At 68.1% G+C, this 16,318-nt stretch carries 13 protein-coding genes; 4 read left to right on the forward strand and 9 right to left on the reverse strand.

Features of this window, described 5'->3' with window-relative positions; all coding sequences use genetic code 11:
* Positions 1-30: 30 nt before the first annotated feature.
* Both D466_RS0104995 and D466_RS0105000 read right to left on the reverse strand, forming a co-directional pair.
* A complete protein-coding gene (locus D466_RS0104995) occupies positions 31-1,611 on the reverse strand; it encodes a TIGR03016 family PEP-CTERM system-associated outer membrane protein (protein WP_196803426.1) in 1,581 nt (526 codons plus the stop codon).
* A gap of 100 nt (positions 1,612-1,711) precedes the next feature.
* A complete protein-coding gene (locus D466_RS0105000) occupies positions 1,712-2,335 on the reverse strand; it encodes an XrtA/PEP-CTERM system exopolysaccharide export protein (protein ID WP_156004034.1) in 624 nt (207 codons plus the stop codon).
* A gap of 343 nt (positions 2,336-2,678) precedes the next feature.
* On the opposite strand from D466_RS0105000, the gene D466_RS0105005 reads away from it, so the two are divergent.
* The 3 genes from D466_RS0105005 to D466_RS0105015 all read left to right on the forward strand — a co-directional run bounded on the left by D466_RS0105005 (position 2,679) and on the right by D466_RS0105015 (position 6,518).
* Positions 2,679-4,088 (forward strand): TIGR03013 family XrtA/PEP-CTERM system glycosyltransferase, encoded by a 1,410-nt coding sequence (locus D466_RS0105005; protein ID WP_018912611.1) that lies wholly within the window; start codon positions 2,679-2,681, stop codon positions 4,086-4,088.
* Between the two features lie 71 nt (positions 4,089-4,159).
* A complete protein-coding gene (locus D466_RS0105010; RefSeq protein ID WP_018912612.1) occupies positions 4,160-5,440 on the forward strand; it encodes a nucleotide sugar dehydrogenase in 1,281 nt (426 codons plus the stop codon).
* 10 nt (positions 5,441-5,450) lie between these two features.
* Complete coding sequence (locus D466_RS0105015) at positions 5,451-6,518, forward strand: SDR family oxidoreductase (protein WP_018912613.1); 1,068 nt, start codon at positions 5,451-5,453, stop codon at positions 6,516-6,518.
* A gap of 12 nt (positions 6,519-6,530) precedes the next feature.
* On the opposite strand, the gene D466_RS0105020 is transcribed toward D466_RS0105015, so the two are convergent.
* The 4 genes from D466_RS0105020 to D466_RS0105035 all read right to left on the reverse strand — a co-directional run bounded on the left by D466_RS0105020 (position 6,531) and on the right by D466_RS0105035 (position 11,791).
* Complete coding sequence (locus tag D466_RS0105020) at positions 6,531-8,018, reverse strand: hypothetical protein (protein ID WP_156004036.1); 1,488 nt, start codon at positions 8,016-8,018, stop codon at positions 6,531-6,533.
* A 25-nt stretch (positions 8,019-8,043) separates the two neighbouring features.
* Positions 8,044-9,582, reverse strand: coding sequence for a hypothetical protein (locus D466_RS0105025; protein WP_020610676.1), 1,539 nt, complete (start codon positions 9,580-9,582; stop codon positions 8,044-8,046).
* A 244-nt stretch (positions 9,583-9,826) separates the two neighbouring features.
* The gene (locus tag D466_RS0105030; RefSeq protein ID WP_018912617.1) at positions 9,827-10,966 is read right to left on the reverse strand and encodes an acyltransferase; all 1,140 of its coding nucleotides are present in this window, start codon (positions 10,964-10,966) and stop codon (positions 9,827-9,829) included.
* 30 nt (positions 10,967-10,996) lie between these two features.
* A complete protein-coding gene (locus D466_RS0105035) occupies positions 10,997-11,791 on the reverse strand; it encodes an SMP-30/gluconolactonase/LRE family protein (protein WP_018912618.1) in 795 nt (264 codons plus the stop codon).
* On the opposite strand from D466_RS0105035, the gene D466_RS24410 reads away from it, so the two are divergent.
* A complete protein-coding gene (locus tag D466_RS24410) occupies positions 11,781-11,999 on the forward strand; it encodes a hypothetical protein (RefSeq protein ID WP_018912619.1) in 219 nt (72 codons plus the stop codon). The genes D466_RS0105035 and D466_RS24410 overlap by 11 nt on opposite strands.
* A gap of 102 nt (positions 12,000-12,101) precedes the next feature.
* Here D466_RS24410 and D466_RS0105045 read toward each other — a convergent pair whose 3' ends face one another.
* From D466_RS0105045 to D466_RS0105055, 3 genes are all read right to left on the reverse strand, one after another.
* Positions 12,102-13,031 (reverse strand): DMT family transporter, encoded by a 930-nt coding sequence (locus tag D466_RS0105045; protein WP_018912620.1) that lies wholly within the window; start codon positions 13,029-13,031, stop codon positions 12,102-12,104.
* Positions 13,032-13,103: 72 nt separating this feature from the next.
* The gene (locus D466_RS0105050) at positions 13,104-14,273 is read right to left on the reverse strand and encodes a PA0069 family radical SAM protein (protein ID WP_018912621.1); all 1,170 of its coding nucleotides are present in this window, start codon (positions 14,271-14,273) and stop codon (positions 13,104-13,106) included.
* 49 nt (positions 14,274-14,322) lie between these two features.
* Positions 14,323-16,317 (reverse strand): cation:proton antiporter, encoded by a 1,995-nt coding sequence (locus D466_RS0105055; protein ID WP_018912622.1) that lies wholly within the window; start codon positions 16,315-16,317, stop codon positions 14,323-14,325.
* Between the last annotated feature and the right edge of the window lies 1 nt (position 16,318).

Consider the following 16,318-nt stretch of genomic DNA (forward strand, 5'->3'; position numbering starts at 1 on the left):
GCGGATTCCGTCGGAACTCCGCTGCGCCGGTTAGAAGCGGTGCACGAAGCCGGCGAACAGCGCCGACTCGTTGCCGTTACCGACGACACTCGACGTGAGGAACTGCCTCCTCAGGCCGACCAGTGCAATCGTGCGAGGGGACAGCCGGTGGTCCCATTGAGCGATCCACGCCGTCTGGTGCGCGCTGCGCCCTGCATTGAAGCCGAAGCCGCTGTCGTTTTCCCGCTGAAAGGTCAGGTTCAGCGTGTCCAGCGGAGTCAAGCGATGGCCGTAGTTGAAGGCGGCACCGACCTGACGGTTGTCGTTGGACTGGGCCGACAGCAGCGCGAGAACCTGCTGCCCCGGAAGATAGAGGTCTTCGGTCCGGTTGCGGTAGACCGACAGCGCGAAGCTGTCGCGCTGTCGCAGCAAAAGCCCGGTCGCGACCAGGCTGTTCTGCAAACTCGACGACGAGGTGAAGAAATTGCCCGAGGCCGCCAGCCCCGGCGGCAGCCCGGCGTCGCCGAGCAGCGCCTGCACCATCTGGGCGCGCTGAAGCGGGTTGGGGTACTGGCTGCCGAGCAGGCCGTCGAGCAACTGGGTGACGTTGCCAACCCCGCTACTCGAATTTCCCACGGGCGCGAGGTTGCTCGCGATGTCCCGCAACCACTGCAGGTTGAAGCGCGCAACCTCGGTTCCGCCATGGGCCTGAAGGTTCCAGCCGGTGCCGAAGAATCGGTGCTCGACCGTGGCCTCCAGGCCGTTTCCGGGCTGGGGACGCCATTGAACGCGCGCCCCATAGATCGAGGCATTGTCCTCGGCGCCGAAATCCTGCACCCGCTCCCTGCCGCCGATGACCCCGACGACCAGGCCTTGCGTCAGCGCATACTCGGGAATCACGCGGGCGGTGGTATCCCGCAACCAGGCGTACGGCTGGTCGGTGTAGGTGGTGTAGGTCTGGCGCGCGGCCAGGACGTAGCCCCAGTCGACCGGGCTTTGGGCCAGGCTGATCGTCTGATCCAGGTATCGCCCCCCGACGATGCCGGAATTGCCCCCCGTGTTGTTGACCTGGGTCCACGTGTCGTCGCTACGCGCCTGCAGACGCAGGCTCGGCGTCAGGAGTCGGTCGACATAGGGGCTGACGCGCCATTGCGTGCTCGTGTACGTGCTGCCCTGGAGCGCCCCCGCCTGCCCGACGTAGGGACTGATGGACACGCGTTGCGCGTTCATCGACGCGTCGAAGTACAGGAATTGGTCGGAGAGGATGGAATGCAGGTTCGCGCTGCCGCTGGGCGACACGGTGTCGGCCTGCGTTCCGCCGACGTAGTACCGCGCGTCGGCACCCAGGTCGGCATTGACCTGCCAGCGCGCATGATCGGAGATCAGGAACACGCGCGGCACGAATTCCAGGGTCTGATCCGAGCGCGGGGCTGCGCCTGTGCCGAAGTTCGAGTTGCTCGTGGCCGTGCCCAGCACGGCGATCGAGGGCACGACGTAGGTGTCGGGCAAGGCGGCGGGGGCTGCCGCGGACAAGGCCGAGGAATCCGCTTGCGCAGGCAGGGGCACGCGAGGAATCACCTGGGCGTGCACACCGCCCGCGGCCAGGCCGGTCGACGCCGCGACCGCAGCCAATGCGACCATGCGGCTCGGATGTCGTTGCAATTTCATGAAGCGCTCCCCAGATCGAGGCGCGACACGCCGCGCCGACGACCGATCAGCATAGTCGGACGAATCAGAACCACCCCTGCGGGATCACGATGGTGTCGCCGGGCAACAGAGGCACGTTGTCCCCCATCTTGCCGCCACGCAACAGATCGTCCAGATGCAAGCTGTAGGACTTGCCGGCGCGGATGAGCACCGCGGCGTTTCCATTGGCGTAAGGCGTCAAGCCTCCGGCGGCAATCATCGCGTCGAGTACCGTCATTTTGTCGCGGTACGGAATGCTCTGCGGCTTGGTGGCCGCCCCGACGATGGAAACCTGTTGCCCGAGCGCCCCGTGGAAATCGCTCACCACAACCGTGACCACGGGATCGCGCACGTATTTGGACATGCTCTCGCGGATCGCCGAGGCGAGTTGGTCGGAGGTCAGACCGGCCGCCTGAACGCCCTGAACCAGCGGAGCGGAAATTCGCCCGTCCGGCCGTACCGTCACGGTCGAGGACAGATCCGGGTTCTGCCACACCCCGATGTGCAGGGTGTCACCCGGGCCGATGACGTAGTGGTAATCCGACATCGACACCTGTGCCGGAGCTGGCGGAAAGTTGTTCGTGGCGCAGGCGCCGAGCGTCAGCGCGAGCGCGCAGGCGCACCAGGCTGCAAACCGGCCGGGGTTCCAGACAGAACGAATCGAGTTCATCGCAGCCATTTCCGTGAAGGAATTCACACTCGCCGGCCTTTTCCGGAAACTCGGACGGTGACGGCGCAAGAATACGGCGCGAACATGACGCCGAGTACGGTGCATCGCAGTCTATTTCAGGTGCCTCGATCAAAATCTCCCCATATCGAGGGGATGACCGGATCCGGGGCACGTGCAAACATACTGCACTATTGAAAGTTTGCCGACCGCGGCCTTGCGCGCGCATTGGCGATCAGGCCGGAAAACGGCGGCGGAGGTCTCGGCTCCATGTTTTCGAGCGAGACCGCGGAGTACCCGGCGACGTTGGAGCCGGGCACGCCGCGCAACGGGAAATCCATTCATCATGATCCGGGTCTTCGACCACTACGTGCCCACGCGCACGGTGCTGGAGCTGAGCGTGGACTTCATGCTCCTGCTTCTGGCCGCCATCGCCTCGGGCGTGACTCTGGCCGCCTTTTCCGGCGCACCGGTGCACCCGGGCGACCTGGTCGCTTCGCTGCTTCCCGAGGCCCTGTCCTTCTCGCTGGTCATGCTGGTGCTGTTCGCCGCCTTCGGCGCCTACCAGCGCGACCGCGTGGGCTCGCTGCGTGCGATGCTGCTGTGCATGCTGCTGGCCACCTTCGTCAGCGTGGGGCCGCTGTTCTTCCTGGTGTTGCAACTCACCGACACCGAGCGTCATCCCCTGCATTTCCTCGGCCTGGCCTATGTGTACCAATTCCTCGCCCTGGTGCTGATCCGCCGCCCACTGATGAGCGCGCACAGGCGCGGCCTGTGGAACCGCAAGGTGCTGGTCATCGGCTGCGGCGCCGAAGCGCAGTCCGTGGCCGCGGACATCGAGCAACGCGGCGGCGGCGCCTACGACCTGGTGGGCTTCTATCCGTCGCGCGACGACGACGCCCCGGCGCCGGGCCTGTCGGCCCCGGTGCTCGACACGGCGCGGACGCTGGCCGCGCTGGCCGGGGAACACGACATCGACGACATCGTGGTCGCGGTGCGCGAGCAGCGCGGCGGCGTGCTGCCGCTGCGCCATCTGCTGGAATGCCGCACCCTGGGCATCGCCGTGCATTCGCTGGCCGCATTCAGCGAGCGCCTCAAGGGCGAGGTGCCGCTGGACAGTCTGAAGGCCAGCTGGCTGATCTACGGCAACGGCTTCGCGCAGGGTTGGCTGCGCACGACGATCAAACGCCTGTTCGACGTGGTGGTCGCGCTGACGCTGCTCGCGCTGACCTGGTGGATCATGCTGCTGGCCGCGCTGGCCATTTTCATCGAGGACGGCGCCCCGGTGCTGTTTCGTCAGGAGCGCGTGGGGCGCTCGGGCAAGACCTTCCACGTGCTCAAGTTCCGCAGCATGCGCACCGACGCCGAGAAGGACGGGGTGGCGCGCTGGGCGCAGGCCAACGATTCGCGCGTGACCCGGGTCGGGCGCTTCGTGCGCAAGACCCGCATCGACGAACTGCCGCAGCTGTTCAACGTGCTGCGCGGCGAGATGAGCCTGGTCGGCCCGCGCCCCGAACGCCCGAGTTTCGTCGAGCAACTGACCGAGCAGATTCCCTTCTACGCCATCCGCCACAGCGTCAAGCCGGGGCTCACCGGCTGGGCGCAGGTACGCTTTTCCTACGGCGCCTCGCTGGCCGACGCGCGGCGCAAGCTGCAGTTCGACCTGTACTACGTGAAGAACCACTCCCTCGTGCTGGACGCGCAGATCCTGCTGGAGACGGTTCGCGTGGTCGTGTTCGGCGAAGGCGCGCGCTGAAGCCCGCTTGCGGCGCGCGCCCGGGTGCGGGCGCCGCGCCTTGTCCCCCAACCCTACTTGAATGGTGATCTATGAGTGTCGTCGCGGTCGTCGGACTCGGCTATGTCGGGCTTCCCCTGGCGGTGGAATTCGGTAAGAAATACCGCACCATCGGCCTGGACCTCTCGCCCGCCAAGATCGAGGCCTACCGCCAGGGCTTCGATCCCACCGGCGAGGTCAGCAGCAGCGAGCTCAAGGCGGCCTCGCTGCTCGAGCCCACCACCGATGCGGCGCGCCTGCGCGAGGCGGATTTCGTGATCGTCGCCGTGCCGACGCCGGTGGACGTCGCGCACAACCCGGACTTCTCGCCCCTGGAGTCCGCCAGCGAGGCCGTGGGCCGCAACCTCAAGCGCGGCGCGACCATCGTGTTCGAGTCCACCGTGTACCCGGGCGCCACCGAGGAGGTGTGCGTGCCCATCATCGAACACCATTCGGGACTGCACTGGAAAAGCGACTTCCACGTGGGCTACTCCCCCGAGCGCATCAACCCGGGCGACCGCGAGCACACCCTCACGCGCATCGTCAAGGTGGTCTCGGGCGACAGCGAGGCCACGCTGGAGCGCGTGGCCGAGATGTACTCCAGCGTGATCACCGCCGGCGTGCACAAGGCCTCGTCGATCAAGGTGGCCGAGGCCGCCAAGGTGATCGAGAACACCCAGCGCGACCTCAACATCGCGCTGATGAACGAACTCTCCCTGATCTTCCACCGCATCGGCATCGACACCGGCGAGGTGCTGGCGGCCGCCGGCACCAAGTGGAACTTCCTGCCCTTCCGGCCCGGCCTGGTGGGCGGGCACTGCATCGGCGTGGACCCCTACTACCTCACCCACAAGGCCGAGGCGCTGGGCTACCACCCGCAGGTCATCCTCGCCGGGCGGCGCATCAACGACGGCATGGGCAAGTACATCGCCGAGCAGACGGTCAAGCAGATGAGCCAGGCCGGCTACCCGATCCGCGGCGCCAAGGTCATCGTGCTCGGCCTGACCTTCAAGGAGAACTGCCCCGACCTGCGCAACTCCAAGGTCATCGACGTGATCCAGGAACTGCGCACCTACGGCGTCGACGTGTACGTGCACGACCCCATCGCGGCGGCCGGCGAGGCGCGCCACGAATACGGCATCGAGTTGGTGGAATGGGACCTGCTGCCGCGTGCAGCGGCCATCGTCGGCGCGGTGGCGCACGACGAATACCGCAAGCGCCCGCTGGCCGACTACCTGGCCCGCCTGGAACCGCGCGGCGTGGTGATGGACGTCAAGTCCATGTTCGACACCGCTGCGCTGCGCGCCGAGGGCGTGCAGACCTGGCGTCTGTGAGGAGCGGAGCATGCGCGAATTCGCATTGCCCGAAATGCAGGCCGCCTTCGATCCGGCCGCCGAACTGGCCGCACGGCCCCGCCGCTGGCTGGTGACGGGCAGCGCCGGGTTCATCGGCTCGCACCTGGTGGAGGCGCTGCTGCGCGCCGGCCAGCAGGTGGTCGGCCTGGACAACTTCGCCACCGGCTTCCAGCGCAACCTCGACGAGGTGCGCGCCGCGGTGGGCGAGCAGGCCTGGGCGCGGCACGGCTTCATTGAGGGCGACATCGTCGACCCCGCGACCTGCGCGAACGCCTGCGAGGGCGTGGACGTGGTGCTGCACCAGGCCGCGCTGGGCTCGGTGCCGCGCTCGCTGGCCGACCCGCTGCGCACCCACGCGGTCAACGCCACCGGTTTCCTGAACATGCTGGTGGGAGCGCGCGACGCGGGTTGCGCCCGTTTCGTGTTCGCCGCCTCCAGCTCCACCTACGGCGACCACCCCGGCCTGCCGAAGGTGGAAGAGCGCATCGGCAACCCCCTGTCGCCCTACGCGGTCACCAAGTACCTGGACGAACTCTATGCCGGCGTGTTCACCCGCAGCTACGGCATGCAGACGGTGGGGCTGCGCTATTTCAACGTGTTCGGCCCGCGCCAGGACCCGGACGGCGCCTACGCCGCGGTGATCCCCAACTGGGCCAGCCGCATCGCGCGCGCCGAGGCCTGCATGATCAACGGCGACGGCGAGACCACGCGCGACTTCTGCTACGTGGCCAACGTGGTGCAGGCCAACCTGCGCGCCGCGCTGGTGCCGGCCGAGGGGCCGCGGCACGAGATCTTCAACATCGCCTACGGGGAGCAGACCACGCTCAACCAGTTGCACGGACTGCTGGTGGACAACCTGCGCGAGCGCATCCCCGGCCTGCAGGCGCCGCCCCCCGCGTACCGCGAGTTCCGCGCCGGCGACGTGCGTCACTCGCTGGCCGACGTCGGCAAGGCGCGGCGCCTGCTGGGCTACGCCCCCACGCACAGCGTGCGCCAGGGCCTGCGCGAGGCCATGGGGTGGTACGTGCGCCCGCCCGGCACCGCGCCCGATGCCTGAACCCGACGTGGCTCAGCTGCGGTACTGGGCCAGTTCGATCACGTAGGTGTCCACCGCGGCGGACGGATCGATCACCGGATGCGCAGGGTCGGCGCAACCCCAGTCACTCTGCACCAGGATGCGCGTCCCCAATGGGCTGATCGTGACGTTGGGCTGCGCCCAGTAGTTGCTTTGCCGAGCGTCGCTCCAGGCCCCGGTGCTGCGGTGGTGCGCGACGCGGATCACCTCCTTGGTGTCCACGTTGGCCACGAAGACTTCCTGGTCGAGCAGCGTGGCGGGGCGCTGCACCGGCCGCGCCTGCCCGGTGCCGAAGGGAGAACCCACGGTGGCCCCGGCGATCCAGGACCGGTTCCTGTAGGCCGTGCAACTGGTGAAGGAGCCGCTTCGTGGGTAGCCGAAACCGTTGGAACGACCGACGAGGGTGGAGACGGCACCTGTTTCCAGGTCGGCCACGATCATGTTCCCGACCACGGCCGTGTCGAATTGCACGCCAACCAGGAGATCGTGGCCCGCCGCGTCTTGCGCACTGTCGATGTGTTCGGCGGAGCTGAAAGGCAACTTGCGCAGCACCCGGCCCGACCTGTCGAACACCCAGGTCTGGTAACTGGCGTCGTCGCCAAAGCCCGAATTGCTCCAGAACCAGCCCGTGCCCGACAACCTCGGGGCCGGCACGTTGGTACGCTGCTGTGCCTGATCGATGCCCTGGTAGCGGATGATCGACCCGGATTTCGCATCGAAGCCGAAGCAGTTCAAGGCCAGGTAGCCTCGGATGTTCGGAATGCCACCGGCCCCCAGACCCCACAGCGTGTTGTCCGAACCATTGGCGAAGGGATACCCCGCGCGCACGGGGCCGCGCGAGGGCCAGCCCAGGCGCCGCAGGTCCGGGATGAAGTCATGCACGACCTTGCGATCGCCGCTCTCGACGTCCGCGACCGTGAGTTCGCTGTGCGCGCTCGACCCCAGCTCGTAATTGCTGATGTAGAACAGGCTCCGGGGATCACTCTGTGACCACCAGAACTGCTCGATGTCCGAAGGGTTGATGTCCAGGAAACGCAGGAAGCGGTAGCTGCGCCCGTCGAACAAGGCCCAGCCCTGGCGACCACCGCGGCGCGCTCCGGTGACGTACAGGATGAATCGCGACTCGTCGCAGTTCCAGGCCTGGGTACTCGGATAGGCCGGCATGGCGACCATGGCGCCGAAGTCCGCCTGCGCATCGGTGACGCGGACCATGCGGGTGCCGAAATCGGGGTCGCTGAAGGGACGCAGCTTGGGCTGCCTGGGCAGCGGCGAGTAGCGCACCGGCGCCGTGCCGCGCAAGCCCGGTGCCGATGGGCTCGCGGCCACCGGCTGGCTCCAGGCATTGGACGCCAGCATCGCGGTGAGCTCGTCGCGCACCCGGCCGCAGCCGGCGAGCGCCAGCGTGCCCGGCAGCATCACGGCGCCGGCGCGGAGCAGGGTGCGTCGGCAGGCATCCGGCCGCTGGGGGTGAAGTCGCTTCATGCGCCGCCCTCCCTGTCGCTACACCTCAGCCCGTGTAGGACGGCAGCTCGATCACGTAGGTGTCGACCACCAGGCTGGTGTTGTTCACCACGGGGTTGGACGGATCGCCCGCACCCCAGTCGCTTTGCACCAGGATGCGCGTGCCGCTGGGGCTGATGGTCACGTTCGGTTGCGCCCAGTACGTGGAAGTGGTCGCGTTGCTCCACGCGCCGGTGCTGCGGTGATGGGCCACGCGGTACACGGCGTTGGTGTTGATGTTCGCGATGAACACCTCCTGGTCCAGCAGGGTCGTGGGGTTGCTGGTCGGGCCGCTGTTGTTCGTTCCGTAGGGCGAGCCCACCGCCGAGCCCACCGCCCAGGCCTGGTTCAGGTAGGCGGTGGAGCCGACGAAGGATTCCCCGCGGGTGTAGCCGTAGCCGTTGGCCACCCCGATGATGGTCGAGACGGTCCCGGTCTCGAGGTTCGCCATGATCATGTTGCCGACCGTGGGGGTATCGAATTGCACCCCCAGCAACACATCCTGTCCCGCGGCGTTCAGGCTCGTGTCGATATGTTCGTTCGAGCTGAAACTCAATTGCCGCAGGAAATTGCCCCCGCCATCGAGCACCCAGGTCTGGTAGTTCGCCGAGGACGCGAAATTGGTATCGTTCCAGAACCACCCGTTGCCGCTGAGCCTGGGCGCCGGGATCATGGTCCGCTGCTCGGCCAGCGGAATGCTCGCGTAGCGGATCACGTTTCCGGTGAGCATGTCGAAACCGAAGCAATTCCCGGCAAGGTAGCCGTTGATATTGGGAATGCCTCCGGCCATCAGGCCCCAGATGCGGTTGTCGGCCCCGGCCACTCCGTAGTAGCCGCCGTTGGCGAAGGGATAGCCCGCCCGCACCGGACCCGTGGTCGGCCAGCCTTGGCTCCGCAGGTAGGGCATGAAGTCATGCACGACGGTGTGCACCCCGCTCGACACGTTGTACGAGGTGAGCTGCGCGTAGGTCGTACCGCTGAGGGAGAAATTGTCGATGTAATACAGAATGTCCGGATCGGTGCGCGACCACCAGAATTGCTCGATATCCGACGGGTTGATGGGCAGGAACTGGATGAACCCGTAGGTCTTGCCGTCGAACATCGCCCAGCCCTGCGTATCCCCGCTGTTGAACGGCGTGGTGGTCACGTACAGGATGAGCCGGGTCTCGTTGCAGTTCCACGCCTGGGTCGACGGGTACGCCGGCATCGCCACGTTGGCGGCGGCGCCGCCGTTGTTGGTGGGCCCGTTCGCGATATCGGTGATGCGGATCATCGTCGTGCCGAAGTCCGGATCCCGGACCTTTTGCAGCAGGGTGGGCTTGGTCATCGCCGTGTACGGTACCGGGGAGGTTCCGTAATCATGCAGGCCCGCGCTCAGGTCGACCCCGCTCGGCGGCGGGACGGCCGTGGTGCTGGTGATGCCGGAACTGCCGCCGCTGCTGCCGCTGCTGCCTCCGCCACCGCCTCCGCCGCAGGCGCTGAGGGAACCCAGGGCGGGCAGGGTCAGGAGGCTTTGCTGAAGGAAGCGTCTACGATTCGGATTCATGGGGCGTGGTTCCCGGAAAAGGCCTTGGCGCCTGCGGTCGAGACAGGCGCGCGGATCCCCCATGTGCATCGCATGCGATATTGCCGCATCGACCGGCGCCATGGACGACCCTGCGCTGTTTGGCGGAGCCGGAGGCTATCCGCGAAGCTGCCCGGGGGCGCCGGCTGGCGCATCTTATCCGGAGCACTATAACAAAGCGTGACGATGGAGTGGCCCGTGAATGCGGGCCCTTTTTCGCGGCGGATCAGAGTTCGGGTCGATTTTCCGGCTGCGGCTGCTTGCGGAGATTGAAGGCCCACGAGCCCAGCACACCCGAGTGCAGCAGGACATCCTTCGCGGGGACTTCCCAGTAACGGTAGATCAGCAGGGAAGCCAGGATCATCAGCAACGTCAGCGCGGGGGTGATGATCCACGCGGTCCAGGCCGCATCCGGGCCCAGGGGGCCCCGCAGGCTTGCGAGAATCGCCACACCCAGGGTCTGGTGCAGCAGGTACAGGCTGTAGCTGGCCATGCCCACCGCGGCCACCGGTCGCAGCGAAAGCCACGAAAGCCACCGGGCTCGCGACAGCATGAGCAGGAAAAGGGCGTAACAGAGCACCAGCGCTGCGAGCGCGACGACCAGGTCGGCCACGGGCTGACGGCTCAGCATCGCCCACTCGCCCAGCGCGGCCTCGGCCACGAGCAGCCAGCCACGCCAGTCGCGGTGGTCTTCATGCAGCGCATAAAAGCCGACCCCCGCCACGAACCAGGGCATGTAGTCCAGCGCAAAGATGAATTCCACGGCCCACACATGGGGCAGATGCGCCAGAGTCATGCCCTGCACCGCGGCTACCAGGGCCGCGAACGCCGCGGCGACCGACAGGAAGAAGCGCTTCGAGCCCGCCGCGAAATACAGCAGGCCGATCCAGAAATAGAACTTGACCTCCACGTACAGCGACCAGTACGAGCCATCCATGGAATGGACATCGCGCCCGAGAAGGTGGGACCAGAGGAATGGGTCCGTGAAGGTCAGGCTGGGCAGGAAATCGCGCCAGTTCACCCGTGTGGCCTGCTGTGGCAACAGGGAGACCACCACGAAGGTGGCCAGCGAACACAGCAGCATGGTCGGAAACAGCCGCGCGAAGCGCTTGCGGGCGAAATCTCCCGGGCTGCGGGATCGGAACAGCGTCATGCTGATCACGAATCCGGAGATGATGAAAAACAGGTTCACCCCGAGATAGCCGTACCTGAACACCCCCCATGTCGCGCCAAGGGCCCCATAGGGATACAAGGAAACCGGCGACTCCGGCGGAGCCCAGCGCGTGAAGTAGTGAAACCCGATCACCAGCAGGATCGCCAGCGCGCGAAAGCCGTCCAGCGTGCGCAAGCGATCGTGGCTGCCCATGGTCTTGCCCGGACGGGTCTTCCGTATGGATCAGGGAGCCTTGATCTCGTTCACCGAGCCGTCGTTGCCATCGGTGAAGTAGAGGTTGGTTCCGTCGGTCGCCAGGAAAAACGGCTGGTTGGGCGCGACGCTGATCGTCTTGACCAAAGCGCCGGTCGTCGCATCCACCTTGCTGATGGACTGGCCCTGATAATTCGCGACAAACAGATAGGAACCGATCTGCACGACCCCCATGGGCTCGTTGAAGCCGGTGGCGGCCGTCGCATAGCTTCCCGTCTGCAGCGTGCCCGCGCTGATGCTCAGGCTACCCAGCGCGTTGTTCAGCGTGTCGGTCACGTACAGCTTCGATCCCGCGGGAGCGAGATAGACATCCCAAGGCAAGAGCACACTGGTTCCCGGCCTATAGTTTGCCGTCACAGCCCCCCCTGAAACCGGGACCTGCAGCACAGCCCCGCCACCGTGGCTGGCGACATACAGCGAAAGGCCGTCCGACGACAGCGACAGGCCGGTCGGGTTGTTCAACGCGGCCAGCGCCAGGGTAGTGGTCACGCCGTTGCTCAGGTCGACCGCGGAAATCGTGCCGGCCGAGAAGTTCGCGATGTAAAGCGTGCTCGACGTCCCGTCAACGGCAATGCCGGTGGGCGACGACAACGTGTACGAAGGGCCTCCCGGCGAAGTCACCAGCGCCAGCGTGTGCTCAGGGTAGTTCGCCTGGTCCAGCGCGATCTCGATCACCGAGTTGCTGTTGGCATCCGCGACGTACAGGGTCTTGCCGTCGGCGGATACGGCAAGGCCTTGCGGATACTTGAAGCCCGTGGCGCTCAACGAGGATGTCGACGGCGCGATGGTCCCGCTGGGTACGACCGGTGTCACCGTCGCGGTGGACCCTGTCGTCGTTGTCGTCGTGGTCGTCGTGGTCGACGAACTCCCGCCGCTGCCCCCTCCTCCGCACGCGGCCAACATGCAACCCAGGCTCGCGATGAGCAACCATGCGACCGTGCGATTCATTGCCTACCCCCGCCCATTGACTTGAATATGACCGTACATCTTGCGAATGCACTGCATTTTGCACGAGTCGGCCTCGATTGCGCCAAAAATTCCGACAAGTGTCCCCGCAGTCCCGCGAAGATGACCGTCAGGCCGCCGCCCGCCGCGCCAGGTAGATCCCCCCCAGCGCCACCAGCCCGCCCGCCATCTGCAGCGGGCCCATCGCCTGGCCCAGGATGATCCACGCGTACACCGCGGCCGCGGCCGGCTGCATCAGCAGGCCCACCGAGGCCAGCCCGGGGTGCAGGTGCTTGATGGCATGCGCCACCACCACCTGCCCGCCGATCTGCACCACCAGCGCCAGGCCGATCAGCCACAGCCAGCCGATGGGCGCCGTGGGCAGCATGTGCCCCTGCAGCAGCGCGAAGGGCAGAAGGGCCAGGGTCGCTCCGGAGCTCACCCAGGCCATCAGCGGCAGGGTGCGCAGGCGCTGCCGAGCCTGCTGCACGCCCAGCTGGTAGGCCGCGTAGAACAGCGCCGAGCTCAGGCCGCAGATGTCACCCAGCAGCGCCGTGCCGTGGTTCAGGTGGGCGCCGATCATCAGCATGGCCCCGGCCAGGGCCACGCCCATGCCGAGCAGGAAGGATCCGCTGGGGGCGATACCGGTCATCGCCCACAAGGCCACCGCGATCACCACCGGCGCCAGGTTGGACTCCAGCGTGGCGTTGGCCACCGTGGTCCAGAAGAGACCCAGGTGGTACAGGATCAGGTCGCCCGCGAACATGGCGGCGGCCAGCGCGATCAGCGCCGAGCGCGACCAGCCGTGGAACCACATGGGCACGACCGGGGCGGGCTGTTCCAGCGCAGGTTCGAGTTCGGCCTCGGGCGGCGGCGACACCACACTGCGCGAGGCACGCACATGCTGGGCCGCGGCCCAGCCCACGAGCACGACGGAGGCCAGGGCCATGCGCCAGAAGGCGCTGCCGAAAGGACCCACGCCCACGTCGCCCGCCAGGCGCACCAGCACGCCGCCCAGGCCCATCATCGCACCGCCGAAAAGCAGGATCAGGAATTCCATCCCGCCATTGTTGCCGAGACGCGCGGCCTTTGCCGCTGCCGGCCCGCGGCCTGCGCGCGGTTGGGAGCCGCCTCAGAAAAGGCTGGGCTGCAGCAAGGCGCGCGGCGCCACGAACTGCGTGCTGTCCAGCGCCTGCACCCGCTGCGCCAGGCCGGCGCGGCGCGCCGCGCGCGCCACGCGCTGGCTCAGCAGTTGCGCCCAGGGGCCCTGGCCGCGAAAGCGCTGGCCGAAGGTGGCGGCGTAGTCGCGCGGAGCCCGCGTCTCGTCGCCCTCGCGCAGCGAGGCGTCGATGCCGTGCAGGTCCTGCACCCGCGCCATGACCCGCGCTGCGCGCTCCGGGAAATGGGTCTGCAGCCAATGCCGGAACAGCGGCGCCACCTCCCAGGGCAGGCGCAGCACGATGTGGAACACGGCCTGCGCGCCGGCGTCGGCCGCCGCCTGCACGATGGCCTCGATGTCCCCGTCGTTCACGAAGGGAATGACCGGCGCGATGCCTACGGTCACCGGCACGCCCGCCTCGGCGAGCCGGCGCACCGCCTGCAGACGGCGCTGCGGCGAGGCCGCGCGCGGCTCCAGGATGCGCGCCAGGGCGGGGTCCAGAGTCGTGATGCTCAGCGCGGCGTGCGCTCGGCGCGCCGCGGCGGCTTCGGCCAGCAGGTCGATGTCGCGCTCGATGCCGGCCGACTTGGTGATCACGGTGTAGGGATGGCGGGTGCGAGCGAACAGCTCCAGGATGCCGCGGGTGATGCGCAGCTGGCGCTCCACCGGCTGGTAGGCGTCGGTGACGCTGCCCACGGCGATCGGGCTGGGGCGGTAGCCGCGAGCGCCGAATTCGCGCTCCAGCACCTCCACCGCATTGCGCTTGGCGACCAGCCGGGTCTCGAAGTCCAGCCCGGGCGACAGGTCGAGGTAGGCGTGGGTGGGGCGCGCGTAGCAGTAGATGCAGCCGTGCTCGCAGCCGCGGTAGGGATTGACCGCGAGCTCGAAGGGAATGTCGGGCGAGTCGTTGCGGCTGAGCATCTGGCGCACCTGCTGCTCGCGCACCTCGGTGGGCGGCGCCGCGGGGGTGTCAACGGTATCGGGCGCCTCGGCGGCGGCTTCGTCCCAGCCGTCGGATTCGGCATCGCGCCCGCGCGCCTCGAAGCGGTGCGCGATGGCCACCGTGGTGCCGCGCCCCTTGGCGGCCTGCGCCGGTGCATCGGGAAGCCCGCTGACGGGCACGATTGGGATGGAGCGGCGCACCGAGAACCTCCTGCGCGGAACTGTATGAATCTACAGTATACGCGCTGGCTCAAGCCCCTCCCAGCAACACATCCTCTGCCAGCGCCAGCTGGGGTTGCGAGCCGGACAGCACCACGGCGTCGCCTTCGCCGAGCACCAGCTCGGCGTCGGGCGCGAGCACGCGGCCGTCGGCGCGGCGCACCTGCAGGACCAGCGCGCCGTGCAGTTCGAGCTGCTGCAGCACCTGGCCCACGGCGCGCGCGCCGGCGGGCAGCGTGACCGTGCGCAGGCGCGGCTGTTCGGCCTGCTCCAGGCTGCCCGCGGGGTCGTCGAAACCGTGGAAAAAGTCGCGCAGCAGGCCGTAGCGCTCGGCGCGCGCGTCGCGCAGGCGCGCCACCACCCGCGGCAGCGGCACGCCCACCATGGCCAGGGTCTGCGAGGCCAGCATCAGCGAGCCCTCCAGTACCTCGGGCACCACCTCGGCGGCGCCGGCGGCGCGCAGCTCGTCCAGGCTGGCGTCGTCGTGGGTGCGCACCAGCACCGGCACGCGCGGCGCGTGGCGGTGCACCAGGTCGAGCACGCGCAGCGCGGAGCGCTTGTCGACGTAGCTGATGACCACGCAGCTGGCGCGCGCCAGACCCGCCGCTTGCAGGCTGTGCAGCCGGGTGGCGTCGCCGTAGACCACGTTGCGCCCGCCGGCGGCGCTGCGCGCCACGCGCTCGGGGTCCAGGTCCAGCGCCACGTAGACCACGCCTTCGTCCTGCAGCAGGCGCGCCAGGTTCTGGCCGCTGCGCCCGAAGCCGCAGATCAGCACGTGGTTCTGGGTGCGGATGGTCTTGCGCGCGATGTCGGTGAGCTGCAGCGAAGCGCGCATCCACTCGCTGGCCACCAGCTTGAGCACCAGCGCGTCGATGTGCTGGGCCAGGAAGGGAGCTGCCAGCATGGACAGCACCAGCGCGGCCAGCAGCGGGCTGAGCAGTTCCGGCGGCAGCAGCCGGTAGGCGGCCGCCAGGTTGAGCAGCACGATGCCGAACTCGCCGGCCGGGCCCAGCCACAGCGCGGTGCGCAGCGCCACGCCCGGCGGCGTGCCGCGCAGCATCTCGATGCCGGCCACCAGCAGCACCTTGAGCACCAGCACGCCCAGCGCCACGGCCAGCACCAGCCACCAGCTGTGCAGCACGTAGCGCCAGTCGAGCATCATGCCGATGGTGATGAAGAACAGGCCCAGCAGCACGTCGCGGAAGGGCCGGATATCGGCCTCCACCTGATGGCGGAACTCGGTCTCGGCGATCAGCATGCCGGCCAGGAAGGCGCCCAGGGTCAGTGACAGGCCGGCCAGCTCGGTGAGCCAGGCCAGGCCCAGCGTGATGAGCAGCATGTTGAGCATGAACAGCTCGTCGGAGCGCCGGCGCACCACCAGGCGCAGCCAGGGGCGCAGCAGGCGCCCGCCGGCGAACAGGATCACCGCCAGCACCACCACGGCCTTCAGCGCGGCCAGGGCCAGCGTGCCGCCCAGCGAGGCGCCCGGCGTGGCCAGCGCGGGAATCAGCACCAGCAGCGGCACCACCGCCAGGTCCTGGAACAGCAGCACGCCGAGGATGTGCCGGCCGTGCTCGCTCTCCATCTCCAGGCGGTCGGACAGCAGCTTCATGACGATGGCCGTGGAGGACATGGCCAGGATGCCGCCGGCGGCCACGCCGAAGGCCACCGGCCGCGCCCAGGCCGCAGGGGCCAACCAGCCGGCGAGCAGGCTGACACCCAGCACCGCCAGCATGACGGCCCCCACCTGCGCGGCGCCCAGCCCGAACACCAGCTTGCGCATGGCGCGGATCTTGGCCAGGCTGAACTCCAGGCCGATGGAGAACATCAGGAACACCACGCCGAATTCGGCCAGGTGCTCGGCGGTGGAAGGGTCCTGCGACAGCGCGATGCCCAGCGCGTTGGGCCCGATCAACGCGCCCGCGGCCAGGTAGCCGAGCATGGCCGGCAGTTGCAGCAGGCGAAACACCACCACGCCGGCGACCGCGGCGACCAGCAGCAGGAGGGTGACTTGGAGACCGTGCATG

Source organism: Thiomonas sp. FB-6 (assembly GCF_000377645.1).
Taxonomy (GTDB): domain Bacteria; phylum Pseudomonadota; class Gammaproteobacteria; order Burkholderiales; family Burkholderiaceae_C; genus Thiomonas_A.

What these genes read in the sequence shown, in the direction of transcription:
- D466_RS0105000 (WP_156004034.1), bottom strand. Translation starts at nt 2,335, where the DNA reads ATGAACTCGATTCGTTCTGTCTGGAACCCCGGCCGGTTTGCAGCCTGG.
- D466_RS0105005 (WP_018912611.1), top strand. Translation starts at nt 2,679, where the DNA reads ATGATCCGGGTCTTCGACCACTACGTGCCCACGCGCACGGTGCTGGAG.
- D466_RS0105010 (WP_018912612.1), top strand. Translation starts at nt 4,160, where the DNA reads ATGAGTGTCGTCGCGGTCGTCGGACTCGGCTATGTCGGGCTTCCCCTG.
- D466_RS0105015 (WP_018912613.1), top strand. Translation starts at nt 5,451, where the DNA reads ATGCGCGAATTCGCATTGCCCGAAATGCAGGCCGCCTTCGATCCGGCC.
- D466_RS0105020 (WP_156004036.1), bottom strand. Translation starts at nt 8,018, where the DNA reads ATGAAGCGACTTCACCCCCAGCGGCCGGATGCCTGCCGACGCACCCTG.
- D466_RS0105025 (WP_020610676.1), bottom strand. Translation starts at nt 9,582, where the DNA reads ATGAATCCGAATCGTAGACGCTTCCTTCAGCAAAGCCTCCTGACCCTG.
- D466_RS0105030 (WP_018912617.1), bottom strand. Translation starts at nt 10,966, where the DNA reads ATGGGCAGCCACGATCGCTTGCGCACGCTGGACGGCTTTCGCGCGCTG.
- D466_RS0105045 (WP_018912620.1), bottom strand. Translation starts at nt 13,031, where the DNA reads ATGGAATTCCTGATCCTGCTTTTCGGCGGTGCGATGATGGGCCTGGGC.
- D466_RS0105055 (WP_018912622.1), bottom strand. Translation starts at nt 16,317, where the DNA reads ATGCACGGTCTCCAAGTCACCCTCCTGCTGCTGGTCGCCGCGGTCGCC.